Source organism: Metallosphaera javensis (ex Hofmann et al. 2022), assembly GCF_022064045.1.
Classification (GTDB): Archaea; Thermoproteota; Thermoprotei_A; order Sulfolobales; family Sulfolobaceae; genus Metallosphaera; species Metallosphaera javensis.
In genome coordinates, this window is sequence record NZ_JAKNCW010000005.1 from 22953 (window position 1) to 42500 (window position 19548).

Here is a 19548-nt window from a genome sequence, read left to right on the forward strand (position 1 = left end):
ATCCCATGCTCTACGATGCCCACTGTCACTGCTCCGAGCTGGAGAAGGAATATGACGTGATTGTGGCGGCTGTGTCCATGGACCTCAACACCTCCTTGAAAACGCTGAACATGAGGGGAAGGATTCTGAGAGGGGTTGGCATTCATCCCTGGAACGCTGGCAACGGTGAGCTGGAAAGGGTGAAGGAACTAGTGGATAGGGCAGACTTCGTGGGGGAGGTAGGACTGGATTACAGGCTGTCCAAAGCGAGTAAGGAGGTTCAGATCAAGTACTTTGAGGAATTTCTAGTCCCCGACAAGACAGTGAACATACACGCCCTGGATGCCTGGGAGGATGCCTTCAATCTCGCCCTAAAACATGGGGTGAGGAGGGCGATATTTCACTGGTACACCGGTCCCCATGACCTGCTCAAGGACATTGAGGGAGCAGGCTATTTCATAACCATCAATCCGTCGGTGACCTTTCAGGAGAAGCATCAGCGAATAGTGGACGTTGCTCCCGTGGAAATTATCCTCACTGAAAGCGATGGAGGTTACGTGTACAGGGGCAAGCTTCTCGAACCCACCATGGTGAGAGATGCGTTACTGTTCATTTCCAGGAGAAAGGGGATGGATGAGGAGGAGGTTGAGAGGGTGGTGGAGAGAAATTTCAACAGAGCATTTGGAACAAGTTCTAATATCCTCTCCCGAGAGTGAATCCCATGCTTGCGCTAGTTACTGGAGCCTCCAAGGGAATAGGTAAGGCCACGGTAGAACTCCTCATGAGGGAAGGATATAGGGTTGTGGCCACGTCCAGAACGGAACCCGAGGTTGGCGATTACAGATTCAGACTGGACGTATCAAACAGGGGAGAGGTTGAGTCACTCATCTCGAAGGTGAGAAATGAAATAGGGGAAATAGATGCGGTGGTGAATAACGCAGGCTTTGGTATTTACGGATCCTTTCTGGAGACATCGCTGGAGGAAGAGGAGTACATGGTGAAGACGAATTTCCTTGGACCAATCTACGTCACCAAGAGCGTCTACCCCATCATGGTAAAGAGGAGATCTGGTTCCATCGTGAACGTGGTATCGGAGGCAGCATACGTTAACTCCCCGGTTCTCCTGGTGTACTCCGCAACAAAGGCTGGGCTGGCAAGTTTCACTAACGGTCTGTGGGTTGAAGCAAGAAAGTACGGGGTGAAGGTATCTGGGGTCTACCCGGGCCCCGTAAAGACCAACTTCTCATCTCACCCATCCTTCAAGGGGCGCGAGATAACCCCCAAGTATGCCGTAGAGCCTGAGAAGGTGGCCAGGGCGATACTGAAGGGGATAAGGACAGGGAAAAGGGAGATCTACGTTCCCTCAAAGCTCAGGTTAGACCCCTACTTCCTCAAGCTAGCCAACGTAATGCAGGAATTAACCTACAGGCTGGTGGACAGGTTCGCCGTTTAGTTACCTCATCCATGGCAAATGTTCTTGCCCAGCCCAAGGACTTTCTTTCGGGGCTACCTCATACTGCGTATTTAAGGAGCCTTAAACGTGAAATACACAACAAACCAGCTAGGCCCAATTCTTTTACCTTCTCACGTCTAGGACACTTTGACCTAACAGTGGAACTTAACCATACGGATCCCCGTTATCAGGGCCCGTCAGACACTTTCACTTAATCTAGATAGTAACGCAAATTTCTCCACTGCTTCGTAAAGTTTAAAGTTTTAACTGGTGATACACCAGTTACTGGTGTAACTACAGTTGATATTTGATCTTCATCCCAAGGAGAAACTTGAGGAGCTTGCGGGGAGGGAAAAGGATGTGGAGTACATGCTTTCCCAGCTACTTTACGGGAATTGGGTAATTTTGAGTGGACAGAGAGAGATTGGAAAAACCTCCACCATGAAAGTCGTAATAAACGAAATGCGGAGGAGAAGGAAAATACCTGGGATATACCTCAATCTTAGGGGGATCACGAGCCTGAACTCGCTTCTTTCCCGTCTCCTGACGGAAATAAATAGGGACAAGATTGAATGGAATTTTCGCGTGAACGTGAACCTGGTCATAACGTCCGCCGGAATCGAGGTGAGAAGGGGAAGCAAGGTTGTGAATAGCCTTGTGGAGTTGCTAAACTCTGCCGGGGAAATGGTAATTGGCTTAGACGAGGTTCAGGAGCTGTATCCCGTGTCCAGACAGTTCCTTGAGGTGCTGGGTAACGTTTTCTCCAGTAATCCGAGGGTGCACTTTCTATTTTCTGGATCTTACGTAGGTGTTGTGGAGACGTTACTGAATCCTCCCTCCAACTCCCCTCTTCACGGCAGACCTCCAGTGGAAATTAGGCTGAAACCCTTCACTAGGGAAGAATCAAGGAGTTTTCTAGAAAGGGGAATGAAGGAGGCAGGAGTGAACTTTGACCGGTTTGAGGTGATAGACGTGCTGGATGGAGTGGTGGGCTGGCTTACGCTTTTTGGAAATTTTTTCGCTTTGCGAAGACTGGACTACTACACCTCCTTGAGAGGAACTTTGGAAGAAGCTAAGAAAATCATGAGGGACGAGTTCAATCACTTTCTGTCAAGGAAGGGAAACAGGAAGCTGTACTGCGAGATCATGAACGTACTGAAGGTGGTGAGCAGGTGGAAGGAGATAAAGAGGGGCGTTGAAATAGCGTTGGGGAGAATAGACGATAAGGAGTTTTCCAGTGCCCTGCAGAACTTGGTGAAGTATAACTTCGTGGTTAAATCCTCGGAGGAGTATAGGATAGAGGATCCCGTGTTAAGGGAAGTGGAATTCAGGTGTTAGCTCTGGTGGTGTCGATCCACCTTCACCGGGTTCTCCAGCTTTCCTATCTTCTCCACTTCCACGACCAAGTTGGCCTCCAAGGCCTGAAACTTGTATTCGGAAGCCTCCTCTGCCCCCCTATAACCAATGGTGCCGGTGGAGATAAGACTGAGCCTGGGGACCGTGAGAACCTTGGACACCTCCACCAGAAGGTCTTCCACACCGTAAATGAGCTCGTCGCTTTTACCTTCCTGCACCACCACGTCGCCGTAAATGCTTCTCATGGTCAATCCGGTGATGTCACCTAACTCGTCAGCTGTAACTATCCACGGTCCCATGGGGGCGAAGGTATCCCTGTTCTTGTTCCTGAAGTGAGATCCTCTCACCGCCATTTTTTTCACCTTTCCATCCATGGGATCCCTCCTGTACGCATAGTACATGTCCTCCTTCATTTCCCCTGGTGCGGTAACGTCGTTGAACACCGTGTAGCCCAGGATGGCGTTTCTCGCTTCCTCTCTGCTGGCCATCTTCAGGGGCTTGCTCACGATGACCCCTATCTCAACCTCAGGCCTCACGCCAGATTGGGGGGCAAGTATCACGTCTCCAGGACCTATAACCAGCTGTGGGAGTTTCAGGAAAAACTTGGGAGATCCCAGCATTTCCCTAGCTTCCCTCTTATCCTCCACTCCCAGCATCCTGGGGGAATTAACCAGGGTGCAGAATATGGCTGATGGGATTAAGGGGGCAGTTAACTTAACCTGATCGATCTTTACCTCTTCCCCTGTTTCCCTTCCCCCCAGACCCTGCGTCATCACGATGGAGTCTCCCTTCAGGTAGCCTGTCCCTGTCTCCCCTCTCCAGATGAATGAAACTAACTTCATCTCAACCACTAAGGCTGTGTAAAAAATTATGCTTTGGGGTTTGGCATCTGATCCATTATGTCCCTAACCATCTTCACGAACTCGTGTTTTCTATCCCTGTAAACCTCGGTGTACATCTGGGCCCACCTGATCGTGGGATCGCCTCTGCTGAACCTGTCGTACTGTTCGTACCTCATCCCTGTCTCGGAACCTATGGTATCCCAGAGAATGTTGAATAGCTTCACCCTCTCCAGGGCTGGCAGACCCTTGGAGGCCAGATACTTGTCCAGAAGAGCCCTCTCCTCTGGATTCTCAAAGTCCCTTATCCCTGCGGGAACAGGGATGGAGGATCCTGCACTTATGGACCTCAGGATCTCATTTATCCTGGGTAGGGCCTTCATTCCCATGGAGCTTATGGCTATGGCTATCTGTGGATTAGGTCTATACACACCAGGCAACTGCTCACCAAGCTCCTCCGACGCAACCATTCCAGCCTCGTACATCGCCAGGTAAATCAGGATCTCGCCCAGCTTCTCCTGGACATTGATGAAATTGTTGATACCCACGGCCTCAGCGATGGCTATGGCCAGACCTGCCAGGAACTTTGTCCTAGAGTAGTGCTGTATCACGAAGTGCCAGTTGAACCATCCTCTCAGGTTCACCGTGTGCCACATGAATCCCTCAATCTCCTCAGGCTTCCTGTAGAAGATAATCCTGTCCCAAGGTATCAGAACGTTGTCCAGCACCATTATGGCGTCAGGTTCCTCATATCTGGAGGTGATAGGGTACTCAAACTCTCCGAACTCCTCCTTGGGATGGAACCCCCTCCTCGAGATGAACTTTACCCCTTTGCTTTCCGTGGGAAGGGAGAAGAACACAGCGTATCTGGAGTCCGTATCCCTCTTCACGTTTGGTAAATACCACAGCCTTTCAGAGTAGGGGCCCGCAGTGGACAGGAGGGCGGCTCCTCTCACAACCAGTCCCTCCGTGGTCTCGTTGACCACGCCCACCTGTATGTAGGGGTCCTCCCATTGAGATGGAGGTCTGGATCTGTCATACATTGGCGCAACGATGGCGTGGGTATAGAAGAGGTCCTGTTTCGCTGCCTCCCTGTATATCTCTATCACGTTCTCCATCATCTTGCTTCCAAAGACTTTCCCGAAGTAGTCGTCAGCGTGGGCGTAGAACAGCATGGTCCACACGTTTAGGTAATCGGGACTTCTGCCGAAGAACCCCCTGTAGAAGTCGTAGATCTTGCTTATTCCCATCCTTAGCTGTCTCAACTCCTCCTTATTCCTTGGCCTGAAGAAGGTTATGCTGGTCTCCTCTCCTACGTCCGGGTTGTATACCCTTAGGTACTCCTTGTACTCATCCTTCCAGTGAAGGTCATAGTAGTCGGAAACTGTGCGTATGGCTGCCTTGAATGCGGGATGTTCCGTTACATCCCTCACTTTCTCCCCGTTATAGTATATCTCTCCGTGATGTCCTTCCTTCATGCTTTTTATGAAATCTACTCCCTTACGGATCAATTATTCCACCCCCGTAACTTACCCGTGATGTCCTCCACGGGAACCCATTCCTTGAGCCAGGACTCTGGTACTTCCCTCCCCCAGAAATCTGACCTATACCTTAACTGATCCCAGGTCCAGGCAATGGGCTTCCACTTATCGGGATCAAGGACGAAATAGTCCCCCGTAAAGAACTCTATCCTGTTCCTGTCCTGATCCCTCAGATAAACGTAAAACCCTTGAGTTACTCCGTGCCTCCCTGGTCCCCTCTCCAGGCTGTCCCAGAGTTGAGCAGAGGAGACCAAATCCGCAGCCCTTATGATGTCCCTCACATCGTGAACGTAGAACGTTGCGTGATGGAATCCCGGAACATTCCTGGAGCTTCTGGCAATGGCAATCTCGTGAGAATGACCAATCTTAGTCATCCATGAAACCATCTTTCTCCCCTCCTTATCCAGGAAGGTTTCGGTCTCGGTGAATCCAAAAACCTTGGTGTAGAACTCAACCTCTGCCTCAAGGTCCTTTACCATGAAGTTAATGTGATCTATTCTAACAGGGGTTACTCCCCTATACTCGTGGAATTTGAGCCTCTTATCCCCCACGTATTCCATGTCGTGATAAAGGAGAATGGGCAGACCCTGTGGATCCTCAAAGAGAAGAGCGTCCTCCACACCCTTCTCCTTCATTCTCCTATACCTTATGCCCATCTCATCAAATTTCTCCCTGGCCTGGTCCAGGACCTCCGCCTTCCTCACCCTCAGGGAGGCGTATGAGAGACCGGGGGAATCGGCTTTCCTTAAAACGAGACTGTGATGTTGCCCCTCCTCAACACCACGTAAATAGGCCTCGTCCCCGTTCCTCTCCGTTTCCACAAAGCCCAGAAGATCCCTGTAGAAAAAGAGGGCCCTCTCCAGATCTGTGACCCTGTAAACCACATGGGAGACGCGTAATATGTCAAGCATATGTGAAAAGTGGAGACAATTTTCTTAAACCCGAGATGAAAGGGGTTTCAGCAACCTCCTTCAACCACCCATCTCCATGCCTAGGAAAGATCAACGGAAATCAACTTTTCCTCACTCATGGCCAGCATGGTACTTCTCACACCTTCCCTGCTCCCTATTCCGCTAAGGCCAACCCCTCCGAAGGGAAGGGAATCCCATCTCAACCTGGTGCTATCGTTAATTATCACGGCTCCAGCCCTAATTTCCCGGCTCATTTTCAGTGCCATCTTCAGGTCCGAGGTGAAAATGGAAGCCTGAAGGCCGTACTCAGTGGAGTTTGCCAATTCCACGGCCTCCTTCCAGTCCGAGAACTTGGCTATGGGTGCCACAGGACCGAAGATCTCCCTTCTCATGACCACCATCTCCAAGTTGGCGTTCTCCACCACCGTCGGAGCGAAATAATAACCTCCAGTTACGGACGAGCCCCTGTGAAGCAAACCTCCCTTTCTCTGGGAGTCCACCACCGCGTCCTCCAACTCCTTGACCACGTTCGCAGAGATTACAGGTCCCACCTCGGTACTCTCATCCATGGGGTCTCCAACCCTCAAGGACTTCACCCTGTTTACATATTCTCTCACAAACTTCTCATAGATACCTTCCTGAACCAGGATTCTCTTCCCGGCATTGCAGTTCTGTCCGGCATACTCAAACCTGGCCCTGACGGAGATGGATAATGCCCTCTCCAGATCGGCGTCGTTGAACACTATGATGGGATCAGATCCACCCATCTCCATCATGAGCCTTTTCCCTGTTGTAACTGCCTTAGAGGCAATGGAGGTCCCCACAGGGGTTGAGCCGGTAAAGGTTATCCCTTTCACCTTCCTGTTCTCCACTATCTCTGCCCCCACGGTATCTCCACCGCCCGGAAGAACGCTCAGCGCACCCCTGGGAAGTCCAGCGTCATACAGGATCTCGCCCAGCAGGACACCCGTGATAGGGGTTGAGGTTGAGGGTTTCACAACCACCGTGTTTCCCACAGCCAGGTTAGGCGCCACCTTGTGGGCGAAACTGTTTGCCGGGAAATTGAAGGGAAGAATTGCCCCAACCACTCCAAGTGGTTCCCTTATGGACATCACCATTCTCTTCTCGTTACCGGGAGGATACTCATACCCATCCACCCTGAAAGTAGTACCCTCCAGAACCAGTCTGGCCTCCTGTGCTGCAGACCTGAAGAGGTGAATTGCCCTGGTAACCTCGACCCTGGCATCCCTTATGGGTTTTCCGGACTCTGCAGTCAAGGTTCTGGCCAGCTCTTCGCTCCTTCTCTCCATGATATCTGCAGCCCTCTCCAGGATTCTTGTTCTGTCCTTCAGTGCAAGTCTAGAGAAGTGATCGAAGGCCTGATCAGCAAGTTCTATGGCATGTCTGGTCTCCTCTCTTCCAGCTACGGAGACCTCCTCAAGGGGCTTTCCCTTTCCCGGATCCATCACAGTTACCTTGGTCTGGGTTACTATCTTCTCTCCACCTAGAATAATTGGAATCATGGAAATCAAATAATGTTTTGGCCAGAAAACTAAAGGATTTCCATGATACAGATTTCATATGAAGCCCTGCCTTTCTATCTCAGGTACAGGGATACACTGGAATCTATTTGTAAACAGGACGTTCCATAACTAAAATACTAAGTAGCCTAAACGTGGCTACCTTTTAATCCTCCTTAACTCAGGTCAGAGTTGAGGTAGTGCACTGTCAACTTCCTGTAGGCGTTCCTCAGATGATGAAGGAAAGTAACCTTGCTTAGGCCCAGCTCCATGGCCACAGTATCAGCATCCGCCTTCCTTGGGTAGTCCAGATACCCCCTGGAATAGGCAGTTCTCAATGCCCTCCTCTCAGCGGGTGAGAGCCTGGGACCCAGGTCCAGCTTGAAGTCCTCCACAGAATAATTCACCAGCTTTCCGTATGACGATACCTCGCTCAGTATCTCAGATACCCTGTCCCTGGAAATTACGAAGCCCCAGGTCTCGGTTCCCCTCCAGATTCTGTTAAACAGAAACATCACCTCCTTATCGTATAGCCAGCCCGCCAGGGAATCCCTGTACCTGTTAAGAAAGTCCACAAAGTACACGTCGCCATAGGACGTTGCCTTATTTATCTTGAGCACGCCCCTTGACCTCTTCATCCTCAACACCACGGACTTATCCTTGGGATACACCGTTATCCTGGACCTCAAGTAATCCCTTTCCGGGTAAACCTGATAGTTCACAGTACTGGCATCCACGTCATCCAGATTACTAGTCCAGCATCCCTCATGTTGAACTGAAATCGTCATTACCTTTAAGGCTCCCATATGAAGTATATGAATATCTTAAACTTTAAAAGTCTTTTCCTTATTATATATGCATTAAAAATATTATAATTGTTAAGGGGTCAATGGGGAGATATCTCGTCCAGACGTTTCCTGGCGGTCCTGATTCCGGCCAGGGATATGAGCGCCGACACCAGCTGGAACGATATCATCAACATGAAAACCTCGAGGGGCACATTCCCTGTCACTCCCCGTGAGACTATGTTACCTATTTCCAGGGCCACAAGGAAGGAGCCTATACCTCCCCCAATATGCCCTATTCCATCGGCCAACCCAAATCCCGTGACCCTGGCCCTGGTTGGAAAGTTCTCGGTGGTCCAGGCATAGGAGATGGGCACCCACAGGTTATTACCGAAGAAAAGCACAAGAGCTCCCAATACCTCGAGGGGGAAGTTACGCCCTGCCTCAGCCATGATTATTCCGCCAAGAAGCATTATGATAGCAGAGATGGGAACCCACACCTTCCTCTCCAGCCTATCCCCGAACAGAATCAGGAGAACTGGCACAGCCACGAAACCCAGTATTCCAAGGGACGCTATCATACCTGCCTCCGATGATGGATATCCCAAAGACGAGAGAATTGTGGTAAGCCCTGCAGCGTTGGTGTAAACAGTGATATACCCGAAGAACCACATGGACATTATGATTACCCACCTCTTCAGGTAAACCCTGTTCCCCAGGATTGTCTTCAGTGCCTCCCTGTAGGAAACCTCCGTGATGGTCTTCACCTCAATATGTTGCGGTATGGGTGGTAGTTCCCCCATCTTCCTTCTGGCAATCTCCTCCATCCTCTCCACAATTCTTGAGGCCTCAACTATCCTGCCCTTGGACACCAGCCATCTGGGGGACTCAGGTAGCTCAACCCTGAGTAACAGGCCTATTACCGCAAGGAGAGAGCCTATTCCATACATTATCCTCCAACCAGATGTTGCGAACACGCCAGTGCTTCCCAGGGCAACCGGGAGCCCCAGAGGAAAAGGCGCCGGGGGAGTGGTAATCAGGAGACCCAGCCAGAGACCCAGGAACGCTCCGAGGGTGGCGAAGAGGAAAACCAGGGAAGTGAACTTAGCCCTCCCGTTCACAGGAGACACCTCATTTATATACGTGTTGACTATGGCCAGATCAGCTCCCACTCCAATCCCGGTTATGGTCCTGGCAAGCAAGTAGTTCAGGTAATCAGGGGATAACGCGTTGTAGAGGGAACCCAACCCTGTGATGGCCATGGTAACCATGAGCATTCTCTTCCTCCCGTACCTGTCAGCCAGGGGAGTCAGGGCTAGCGCCCCAATGACGTACCCCACCAAGTTCCAGAGTACCACCGGGCCCAGCAACTGCGGAATCTCCGGAGACGATGGTGAGGTCACGCCAAAGGTCGTGAGCGCTGTCTGAATGAACGAAACGTTAATGTCAAAGATATCAAAAAACGTGAAGAGGAAACCTGTACCCAGAACTGCTATGAACGTGGCCGGGAGCGACCAGACCGGTAACCTATCCAGTCTGGCTATAATCTCAGATGCGTTCTTTTCCTCCATTCCGACTCATGGGGAATTGAACGGGGAAATAATATCAGGTAAATTAAACCGATTTCATGAAGTACCATTAAAGTTAAAACGTGAATAAGTCCAAGATGATAAATAGGGCTTTATTACCCCTTATCAATTACGTGGAATCCGTGATCCCTCCAGCCAGTGAACAGAGAGTACCAGGGCGCCAGGGCCTCGAGCATGAGACCGGTAACCCCCTTTACCATGAACCTGGGTAAGTCCCGTCTCTTCAGACCTGCATACCTCTTCGTGATCACAAACCCATCCTTCAACATGAAGATCAGGGTGAACCATATGGGCCCCGTGAGAAACGGGCCGACGGGAAGGGGTGCACTCGCGTCCCTCGTGAGGACAAAGACTGGTACCAGAAAGCCCAACGCTGAGGAATACCAGCTGGCCAACTCCAGAAGGTACTTCAACCTGTTCCTCATGTCCATTCTTCCCTCCCTGAACCCGTCCAGTATACCCAGTATCCATCTCCTCCTCTGTCTCAGGAAGTCCCTCACGTTCTGGGGTGGTATCTCGTAAACAAATCCCTTCATTACCCCATACCTGAACCTCCTGGACGCCCTCAAATGGAAAAGGAGATCCTCCGCCCTGACGGCACCGAAGTCCCATCCAATCTCCCTTTCCACCTCCGCCCTAGCCATGAAACCAGATCCATGCCACATCCCCCTTGGAGACAGGGACAAACTGATCACGTCGTTGGATGTCCTAAGCGTCTCCGTAACTGATAACACATCTCCCCTCCAGTTAACAGGGTAAACTATGGCGTGAACGCCCACATCCCTATCTCCCTGAACGAATTCAGCAATTCCCAGGAGGCTATCCTCTCCAAATACCGTCTCCTCATCGTGATAGTAAACCCAGGTTCCTGATCCAGCGCCCTTCCTCTGCTCCATGGCGTACTGGAGTGCCCTGGCCTTAAACATGGACCTGTTCCTGGTTTCGTAACTGCTGGGAACAACCTCTATTCTGGCTTCCAGTCCCCTTAAGCCTTCTTCCCTTCCCTCGTCCGTGACCACCCAGATCTCGTGGGGAATCTTCACTGAATACTTTCGCTCTACCTCCCTGTACCAGTGATGAAGGGACTTCACCGTCCTCTCCACTGTCCTGACATTTTTGCCCGAGGTAACCACCTGATTTATCACCACCCCATCATACCTGAAACCCCTGAGCCTGTCCACGTCAATGAAGGGCCTCTCCTTCTCCAGGGTCAGCCTGGACGCCCCGAATTCCCCCACCTTGGGTAACGCGAAGTACCAGCCCAGCTTGATGACGTCAAGGGCAGTCCTGAATTGCCAGCCAGGGAAGAGAAAAGCCATAACGGGGGACGAGGCCAGCATCCCGAGGAACTCCAGCCGGGAAGTTCTTTTCAATTCCTTAATAGTTTCATTATAAGCATCAACAGTAAAATTTTCAAATGAATTGGATAAAATCTGCATAGATAGAAGAATGCAGGATAGGATTTAACGTTTATCCAAACTCTGAGCCCGTCGTGCAATGGAGGACTGGAAGGGCATTGAAACGACCCTGGAAAGCCCGTGAAGTGGACATGGGGTAACGTTTTCCCATCTCCCGAGAGATGCGGATCGTGAGGGCGAAAGTTCTTCCACCTCCCGCACAGGGGAAGCCGAGGACAAACCGGGAACAATAAGTTATTAACCAGTCTCCATACCTGATTCAATGAAGAGGCTCTGGCTATTCTTTCTGGGAGCGGGGCTCTCCATTCTGCAGATAATGGATGGTGCTCTCCTGAAACTGGGCTTTCCCCTCTCCCTTCATGTGGCCTCGGGTGTGGCATTGCTGGCCGTCTGCGTGGTCTCAACGTTGAGGACCTCCGGGGTTGAAAGGCGCATGTCGCTGGGTAACCTGGGACTTGTAATAGTGAATGGGGGACTGGGGATATTCCTGGACCAGGTCCTCCTCCTGATACATCTTTTCCTTGCCCTTGGAGTTCTGGCCAACTTCTCCGTGATGTTCGGAATGGAAAGAAGGTGAGGAGTTACCAGTAAACCGTGGTTAAATCTAGTTTTTCAGAACAGATTCGGATGTTATCAAGAAGACTTTTTAATACACGAATAATACTCATTTTATGAGAAGAAATTTAGTACTGGCTGGTTTAATTATAATGCTGGTAGCAGTTGTGATGTATTTCAGTGCCTTCTTTGAGATTCACCAGAACACTGTCACGGCCTCAGGCACGCTCCAGCCGGGGCAATCAGTTCAGGAATCCTTTTCCTACAAGGAGGACGTGATAACTGTTATAGCCTCACCACCGGTCACCCTCAACGTGAATGTCCAGGGAAACGTGGTGACTCAGAACGTTTTCAATAACGCATTCGTGGCCATAGCCACGGGGTCCGGGAACTTGATTGTACAGAATAACTACACCTCCCCAGTGAAGGTAGACATAGTGGTGGCAAACCTGGCCTCTCCCATAGCCCTCTTTGGGATACTCAGCCTGCTCGGGATAGTCCTGGGGATTGCGGGGGTAGTGGTCCTAGTGATAGGAGTGTTGAGAAAGGAGAAATGAAGGCGGGAGTTATGACGAGCTCGTAATGAGCTATGAGCTCAGATATCGTGAGAAAATTAGAGATGAGAGTCAATCTTGCATATCCATGTATCTGCAAACTGAGCTTCATGGCATCGTCAAACTTGTATAAATTTATGGCTTCGTGACTTCGCACTGAACTTCTTAAACCTTAAAATACGCCCGCATGAGACACTATGCTCAGCTTCTAGAGATCAGTCATATACTAGTAATATAAATGAAATATTGACTAGCCAATGATTAATCCCACAACTTTACAGGCAAATAATATTTAAAGTTCACACTCTTGCCAGAATTACTAAGGTAGTTATAGCAGTAGTTATAGCCACTAAAACAACATATATCACTATCACGGTCAAAAGGCTTCTCTGCTCCGTAAAATGCCTCAAAACCAGATAGTTGATTATCGCCCCCCGCGAACACTGCCAGTGCGGAAAGGTAGAGGTTCACCAGCGACAAAATCAAGGCAAAGTCCACCGAGGAAACGTAGATTCCACCAATTAACTTACTTAAGTTTGAAATTCCTCTGTCTATCAAGTTCGGCCAGGCTATTCTCCTAGCTGGTATTCCGATTAAAAAGCTAAGCAAGTAAATAGTTACAAAGGCGCCCACAAACACAAAGTCGCTAGTGATATTATTCCTAGTTATTGGTATATTGAGGAAGGGAAGCTAGACGAAACATGAAAGAGATTCATTTAGTTTTAATTATTACACTATTATTTATTAAATCTATAATATTTTTAGTCAATATTATAGAAAACAAAAACAAGTCAGGATCAAGTTCCATGACGTTAAATCTTCGCTATAACACGCATTCGATTAATGGCTAGTTACCTATTAGCTTACATGGAATGTCCGTTATAGCCAAGACTGGCATTACAGTTTTCGCATTTGTCGATACCATCACAAGTACACGCTCCCGTAAGCCCCCAATGAGCATCTCCCTTTTGGGTAAGACCAAAGGAAGTGCAAGTTACTCCGGTCAGTTTAACCTTAGCTCCATCTTTCCACTCAAGCTCTTGATCCAAGGTGAAACCACACGGACCTATATTTCTATTTTCTACATGAGCAGTAATCTTATCTATGATAACGCTGAAATTTAGTTTTTCTTGAGAAAGAATTATTAAACTATCTACAACAAGGTTAACTGGAATAGTGAAGGCTGACTCATCTACATGATACACTTTAGCACCTAGAGGAATCTTAAAGGCACCAGCAGCGCCCAAATCAATTGTAGAATCTCCAATAACCACTACAATTGGCTTCTTGGCATCAGTTACTATGGTAACCTCAGAAGTGGGTGAGGAAGAGTCCAAGAGCGCGAAACCGTAAGCTTTCTGTTTGATATCTACCGTACCTAGAGAAGGTGAGTAGAAATTAAACTTGCTAATAAGTTCAGGATGCATAGAGATTAAAATGGACGCAACTCTTCGCAAAATCTCACTTACTTCTTTTTCATCCTCCAAGTTTATTTCCTGGAATAATGCCCTATGCGGATCGCTCAGCGCAACGCCCTCAAGTAAACTCGCATATGCTAATCTCTTTATAAAGAGACTATGTTTCCATGAACTTATCTCATCAACCCTTTCAGGATAGGCGAAACCAATATAGAAGAAAAATGGCAAAATATCATTATGATACTCTAGTAAATCCAGAGCTATATCTTTGAATTTCCACGCATAGTCAGGGTTTCCACGTGACAAACCAACTAGAAATTGAGATAAAGCTGATGGCGACCTCTCCTTAAGTTCGTTAACTACCTTCTCTATCTCTTGAATATGATGCCTTGCCAGTCCCATTCCTAAGAGCCTGAAGAATTCTCCGCTGCGGCTCTTGTTTAAAACCTGTGGATAATACTTTAAAGCGAGAACAGGGTAGAACTTTGCCACCCCTATCATGAAATCCATGGCGTCTATCTCACTTTCTTCTTTGTTCAGCAGATTACTTACTAAATCAATGTATTTTATTGCCATCTCTGAGTTGGCCAACAATAACTTGGACAGGAAATATGCCTGTAATCTTGGGTAGTTCTTTAGTTCACTCAGAACTTCCTCGTCATTTAAGTATGCAAAGAAATCAATTATTCTTTCCCTGATCCCCTCGTTGCTTAATCTCTTTAGCGCTTCTTCCCTTAACTCTCTCGCTGCAGCGGGATTTATTTGGGCCAGTCTAGGAAGGAAGTAAGCCACATATTCCAATCCCTTTTCCTTCAATATTCTAATTATTTCATCCTTTCTCTTCTCATCTAGTGACTTGGAGGTAGCTAATATTACCACCAATGAGCTCAGAAGGTTGGATTTGACATACATATCATCAAAGTCTCTGCGTGCGAAACTGAGTATGAGCTCCAGAGGGGCCTTATCTGGCCTCAATTCACTTATACCAAAGAGATACTTACTCCCCACCAATACTTTCTCTAGGTCATTAGACTCCAGCCACCGCTCAAATATATCTGCGAAGAGCTCTTTCCTGGCCAATATACTAATAAATCTCATTAAAGGATACGACATCCCCGCAGATATAACGTACTCATCTTTCACGTTAAGGGATCTGACTATACTCTCCAGATTCTGTTTCACCAATTCCGCATCAACATCAAGATACTTCAAGAGTAGCAGTAAGGCCTCCTCCCTTAGTCGTGGATCAGATAGGAGAGAATTCATCTCACCGATTACGTTTATCCTTTCCTTAATTTTGGGAGCCTTCCTTGCCAAGCGAAAATATCTCATGGCGAGGAGCTTGTCTCCTTCCATAAACTGCTTTAGAAAGTATTCTTCGATGCCATTATCTTCATGTAGGGATAATAACTCCACAAGCTTCATCTTCAGATCTAAAGAGGGAAAACTTTCCCTAGACCCCTCTTGAGTGGAATTGTTTGTTTGCGGACTAGGGAGAGAGAGTATTCCAAGTATTTTTTCCTTCGTTCCTTCTGAGAGATTGTAATCTTTGCCCATGTTCTTCAGAGTATCTGCTATCCACCAGCTCGCCTCATCCGTATTTATTGACTCTTCGATCTTAGGAAGCCAAGCTCTCAACGAGTTTGAGTTTGTGAAGGAGAGTTGCCTGAGCTTAGAGGCTCCTATAAACCTGCTATTGGGGTTCCTACTTCCCAATAACTTCAAGGCGCACTTTATTGTATCTTCGCCTGCACCTTTTCCAGCTAAAAATGCCTCTGCATAAAGCTCTGGAGCATTGTCAGGGCATTCATTACCAAAACTACCTAATACAATGAAATTAATGGGGTCCTTAGCTACGTCAAGCAGTACTTGAAGAAGGCTAGTTCCGTCAACTTTAGCCTCTAAAATGTGACGAAGACGTTCCATCTGTTCGTTACTAATATAGTTTCGTGCCTTGAAGAGATAGGTCAAAAGCGAAAGAAACACATCGTAACTCTTTGCTAGGAGTTTCTTTTCTAAAATCTCCTCCATTATCTTTATGGTAAAATCCGCTGTGACTTTTCTGATATCCTCGATTCTCTCCTTTACATTATCATAGAGTTCCTTATTTTTATCCTCGATTTCCTGCAATATCATATCCACTGCCTCCTTCATTATTTCATGAACAGGTTCTATATTTAGAGAGTTATCAATCCGGAAAAACCCTAAATAGTTAAGCATATTTTCCAATTTTTCCCTTACTAGGTTACGATTTCTCAACAAGTCCACGACAGAGCGTATAGCCAGAGGTTCAACCCTAATTCGCCACGCCCCAGAGTACTCCTCATACATCCTCATGAACGTAATTCCGGGTAATCCTTCGCTTGCGACCTTAAGTAAAGCAAACCTTTCCACGTCAAAATCCTCATCCATGCTTGGACAATCCTTGAGTGAGGTAGAGCAATAATGGAAGTCCATCAATAGGATCTTTGCAACTTCCTTTTTCACCTCGCCCATTTCCTCGGAGAAGGAACTTATCTTCTCCTTCACGCAATCCATATCCTTGCATTTCTCCAAAGAATCTAGAAGGATGCTCAGTTGCAGGGCGTTTTTACCTGTTCTGACAAGTCTATCCCCTACCTGAGAAATGGTAGGATCACTCATTTTATCTGATAATGCTCGCAATCTGCTCTCTGCTAACTCTCTTAGAGACTCTTGGGCCGGGGAAATGTCCATTATGACATCATTTAATTGAGTCTCCTTGAGGGAATCCTTGATTTGCTGTAGTCTGTATTTTCTCATTGTTATGAGCAGGAAACTATTGATATTTTTACTTTCTTTGAACGATAATATTAACTGACTCAGCCTATCCAAACTTAGCTTTCCTTGTTCAAATCCCACGTACCTGTCATCTACTAGGAACAGTATAGGAACGCTTTCATTATACTTATGTAACTTGGCCAACAATGAAAAAGTATCTGGATCTAGGTTCGTTGAATTCACTCGGAATACCTGGACTTTATCCATTAATTCCCTGGCTATCCTATATCCCAACCACGATTTGCCTACACCAGGATCTCCCGTGATTATCAGGAAATTGAATTTAAGCCCGCTGCCCTTGTTAAGATAGTTCAGAATCATTCCCGCGATATCTTGGGCAGAATACACTCCCCTAAACACGCCATCTTTTATTTCATACTTTATATCGGCTAGTTTCTGAGGGGATACACCATAATATTCTGCGAGAGATTCTATATTAAGGGGGGAAGCAAACCTCTCTTGAAGGCTCATTAGTGTATCAAAAACGGCTTTCACATCACCTCTCAGTTCCTCTAATTGATTGCCAAAATATTGCCTGAGCTGATTCAACTCTTCGTTTAATTTCCCGCTTGAAGCCAGCCCGTCAAGAATATACTTTGTGGTCCCATGTTCAAGCCCTAACCTTTCGTCGACGCCTCTAGCCACAACCTCTTTCATTTCTTTGGGTAATTTTCTCCAGTTCTCAATTATCTCTATAAGGCTGTCTATAAAGTCCTTCTTTTCATTTCTTCTTTCGAAGAAGGAAGTAAGTAATGTAATAGGTAGGAGAAAAAGTATCGTAGAACCTCCCGCAATAAGAGGAAAGACATTCGCAAAACGTAGAAGTTCTCCTCCTACATGTAATATTTTATCTCCAAGGAGGGTTAGAACCGAGGGAACGAAGTTATTAGATAATCTAAACATGGAATCGATTCCAAGCTCCTCTGCAGATGCATATAATGCATCTGCAAATAGCGTTCCTAAACCCACGGCCGAAAGAAACTTCTTTGAGAAAATCAAATGCTCCCCTAGCCTATCCCTGTAATTTTTATCGTTAATAGCATATGCCAAACCCAGCAGGATAAGCCTAGGGTTAACATATCTTATGCCATACCAGTTCATTGTAGATATGGCAAGAACGTCCTTTTTAACTTGCTCCTTGTCAAGCGTTTGAGGTTTAATTGGATTAGGCGATAAACCTGTTTCCTCCCTATAGACCTCGTCAAGAAACCGAATCATTGAATCCTTGGTCACATTCCCTCCATCAGTGCTAATAAGACCGTCGCAGGAGCCCTCAAAACATTTCAAAAAGAGATCTATTTTCTCCTCTGCTTGGTTTTCATCTAGATAAAAATTGGCGTCAGATAAATTATTAGAGCCAACTTTTATAGATCTGATTATTCTTTTAGGTAAGTCCTTAAATTTCTCAGATGAGTTAAGATGGTCTTTTATTATGGAGAGAGATCCTTCCTTATCTTTACATTGAAGACTTAAGCATTCTGGAAAGTTTTGTTTACAAGAAGGAAATAGATTACAATAAGCCAAGAAGATAGACTTACCTGATCGAGGAGGGCCTATCACGGCCCGTTTTTTAGTGTCCCTGAGAGCTGAGGATGAGTCAAAGAGAATCATTATATATGGACATGAAAATCACAAGAATTTAAATATTCTGGACCAGCGCTATCACGAATCCAAGAATATCTAGCCGCAATGCCTTCATCCCCTTCCCTAAAAAGAATACAAGATAGACGTGAACACAAGGTAGAAAATGAGGCTAGCTGCGACCAATTACACCCAGCCACCTAGAGACGTTGCGCTGGACTCGCCCGATTGGGAGTGGCAGGCTGAACCCCTCGGACTTTCGCCCTCGAGGCTTACACCCCCACCCCATCAACCCCCTGTTCTTGGGGAGGGCTCCCGCATGCTGACCTTGCGGCCAGCATACACCGCCGCCTCTTTTCGGGGAGGGGTTCCCGCTTAGATGCTTTCAGCGGTTACCCCCTAGGGCGTGGCTGCCCGGCGTTGCCCTATCGGACAACCGGCAAACTAGAGGCCCCGATACCCTGTTCCTCTCGTACTAGGAGTACCTTCCCCTCAGGCGGCGTGCACTCCTCACCCTTAGAGTCCGACCTGTCTCGCGACGGTCTAAACCCAGCTCACGTTCCCCTTTAACGGGCGGGCAGCCCTACCCTTGGAGGCAGCTGCACCTCCAGGGTGGGAAGAGCCGACATCGATGTAGCAAACCGCGGGGTCGATGGGAGCTCTCGCCCGCGACGACCCTGTTATCCCCGGGGTAACTTTTCTGTCATGCCCAGCCCCCACGTGTGGGGGCATGAGCGTTCGCTAGGCCGCGCTTTCGCGTCGAGACCCCGTACTTTGAAGGGTCTCGTCAGGCCAGCTTTTGCCCTTGCACTCTACGGCGGCGTTCTGTACCGCCTGAGCTGACCTTTGGGCTCCCGTGTTATCTTTTCGCGGGAGTGCCGCCCCAGCCGAACCGCCCACCTGACGTTGTCCCTTCGCAGGTTAGGTTCCCGAGCATTCATGGGTGGTGTTTCACTTGCGGCTCCATCGCCCCCGAAGGGACGACTTCGACGCCTCCCACCTACGCTACGCATGAACGCCCGAGAACCAGCGCCAGGCTGCGGTGAAGCTCCACGGGGTCTTCTCTCGGTGTGAGGAGTTGCGGGACTGTGAACCCACTCTGGGCGGTCATGGGGCCCCAGGCTGGGACAGTGGGGATCACGTTGATCCATTCATGCGCGCCGGAACTTGCCCGGCAAGGCATTTGGCTACCTTGAGAGGGTCAGAGTTACCCCCGGCCTTCAGCGGGGCTTCGCCCGGTTGGACCCGGG

The 19548-nt window shown here is 48.2% G+C and carries 14 protein-coding genes and 1 rRNA gene (1 of these 15 cut by a window edge); 5 read left to right on the plus strand and 10 right to left on the minus strand.

What is annotated here, in order from left to right:
- The first annotated feature begins 5 nt into the window (after positions 1 to 5).
- The 3 genes from L3N51_RS05265 (at position 6) to L3N51_RS05275 (ending at position 2770) form a co-directional block, all read left to right on the plus strand.
- Positions 6 to 695 (plus strand): TatD family hydrolase, encoded by a 690-nt coding sequence (locus L3N51_RS05265; RefSeq protein WP_238025923.1) that lies wholly within the window; start codon positions 6 to 8, stop codon positions 693 to 695.
- A 5-nt stretch (positions 696 to 700) separates the two neighbouring features.
- On the plus strand, positions 701 to 1432 hold the full coding sequence (locus tag L3N51_RS05270; protein WP_238025924.1) for an SDR family NAD(P)-dependent oxidoreductase: 732 nt from the start codon (positions 701 to 703) through the stop codon (positions 1430 to 1432).
- A gap of 300 nt (positions 1433 to 1732) precedes the next feature.
- On the plus strand, positions 1733 to 2770 hold the full coding sequence (locus L3N51_RS05275) for an AAA family ATPase (protein ID WP_238025925.1): 1038 nt from the start codon (positions 1733 to 1735) through the stop codon (positions 2768 to 2770).
- Here the strand turns inward: L3N51_RS05275 and L3N51_RS05280 are convergent.
- The 7 genes from L3N51_RS05280 to L3N51_RS05310 all read right to left on the minus strand — a co-directional run bounded on the left by L3N51_RS05280 (position 2767) and on the right by L3N51_RS05310 (position 11346).
- The gene (locus L3N51_RS05280; protein WP_238025926.1) at positions 2767 to 3630 is read right to left on the minus strand and encodes a fumarylacetoacetate hydrolase family protein; all 864 of its coding nucleotides are present in this window, start codon (positions 3628 to 3630) and stop codon (positions 2767 to 2769) included. The genes L3N51_RS05275 and L3N51_RS05280 overlap by 4 nt on opposite strands.
- A gap of 26 nt (positions 3631 to 3656) precedes the next feature.
- Complete coding sequence (locus tag L3N51_RS05285; protein ID WP_238025928.1) at positions 3657 to 5138, minus strand: 4-hydroxyphenylacetate 3-hydroxylase family protein; 1482 nt, start codon at positions 5136 to 5138, stop codon at positions 3657 to 3659.
- Positions 5135 to 6079, minus strand: a complete 945-nt coding sequence (gene hpaD / locus L3N51_RS05290; RefSeq protein WP_238025929.1) for a 3,4-dihydroxyphenylacetate 2,3-dioxygenase — start codon at positions 6077 to 6079, stop codon at positions 5135 to 5137. The genes L3N51_RS05285 and hpaD overlap by 4 nt, the downstream gene beginning before the upstream one ends.
- Positions 6080 to 6159: 80 nt before the next feature.
- Positions 6160 to 7602, minus strand: a complete 1443-nt coding sequence (locus tag L3N51_RS05295; RefSeq protein ID WP_238025931.1) for an aldehyde dehydrogenase family protein — start codon at positions 7600 to 7602, stop codon at positions 6160 to 6162.
- Between the two features lie 173 nt (positions 7603 to 7775).
- Entirely contained in the window at positions 7776 to 8405 is a 630-nt protein-coding gene (locus L3N51_RS05300; protein ID WP_238025933.1) for a helix-turn-helix domain-containing protein, read from the minus strand.
- Between the two features lie 80 nt (positions 8406 to 8485).
- Complete coding sequence (locus L3N51_RS05305; RefSeq protein WP_238025936.1) at positions 8486 to 9955, minus strand: MFS transporter; 1470 nt, start codon at positions 9953 to 9955, stop codon at positions 8486 to 8488.
- A gap of 113 nt (positions 9956 to 10068) precedes the next feature.
- Positions 10069 to 11346, minus strand: a complete 1278-nt coding sequence (locus L3N51_RS05310) for a glycosyltransferase family 2 protein (RefSeq protein WP_238025937.1) — start codon at positions 11344 to 11346, stop codon at positions 10069 to 10071.
- A gap of 307 nt (positions 11347 to 11653) precedes the next feature.
- Here L3N51_RS05310 and L3N51_RS05315 point away from each other — a divergent pair, with 307 nt between their 5' ends.
- Both L3N51_RS05315 and L3N51_RS05320 read left to right on the plus strand, forming a co-directional pair.
- Positions 11654 to 11968, plus strand: a complete 315-nt coding sequence (locus tag L3N51_RS05315; RefSeq protein ID WP_238025938.1) for a hypothetical protein — start codon at positions 11654 to 11656, stop codon at positions 11966 to 11968.
- 94 nt (positions 11969 to 12062) lie between these two features.
- Positions 12063 to 12503, plus strand: coding sequence for a hypothetical protein (locus L3N51_RS05320; protein ID WP_238025939.1), 441 nt, complete (start codon positions 12063 to 12065; stop codon positions 12501 to 12503).
- 258 nt (positions 12504 to 12761) lie between these two features.
- On the opposite strand, the gene L3N51_RS05325 is transcribed toward L3N51_RS05320, so the two are convergent.
- From L3N51_RS05325 to L3N51_RS05335, 3 genes are all read right to left on the minus strand, one after another.
- Positions 12762 to 13139 carry a hypothetical protein gene (locus L3N51_RS05325; RefSeq protein WP_238025940.1) on the minus strand — a complete coding sequence of 126 codons (378 nt, stop codon included), beginning with the start codon at positions 13137 to 13139 and terminating at the stop codon, positions 12762 to 12764.
- Positions 13140 to 13363: 224 nt separating this feature from the next.
- Entirely contained in the window at positions 13364 to 18328 is a 4965-nt protein-coding gene (locus L3N51_RS05330; protein ID WP_238025941.1) for a hypothetical protein, read from the minus strand.
- 178 nt (positions 18329 to 18506) lie between these two features.
- Positions 18507 to 19548 (minus strand): 23S ribosomal RNA (locus L3N51_RS05335) (it continues 2016 nt past the right edge of the window).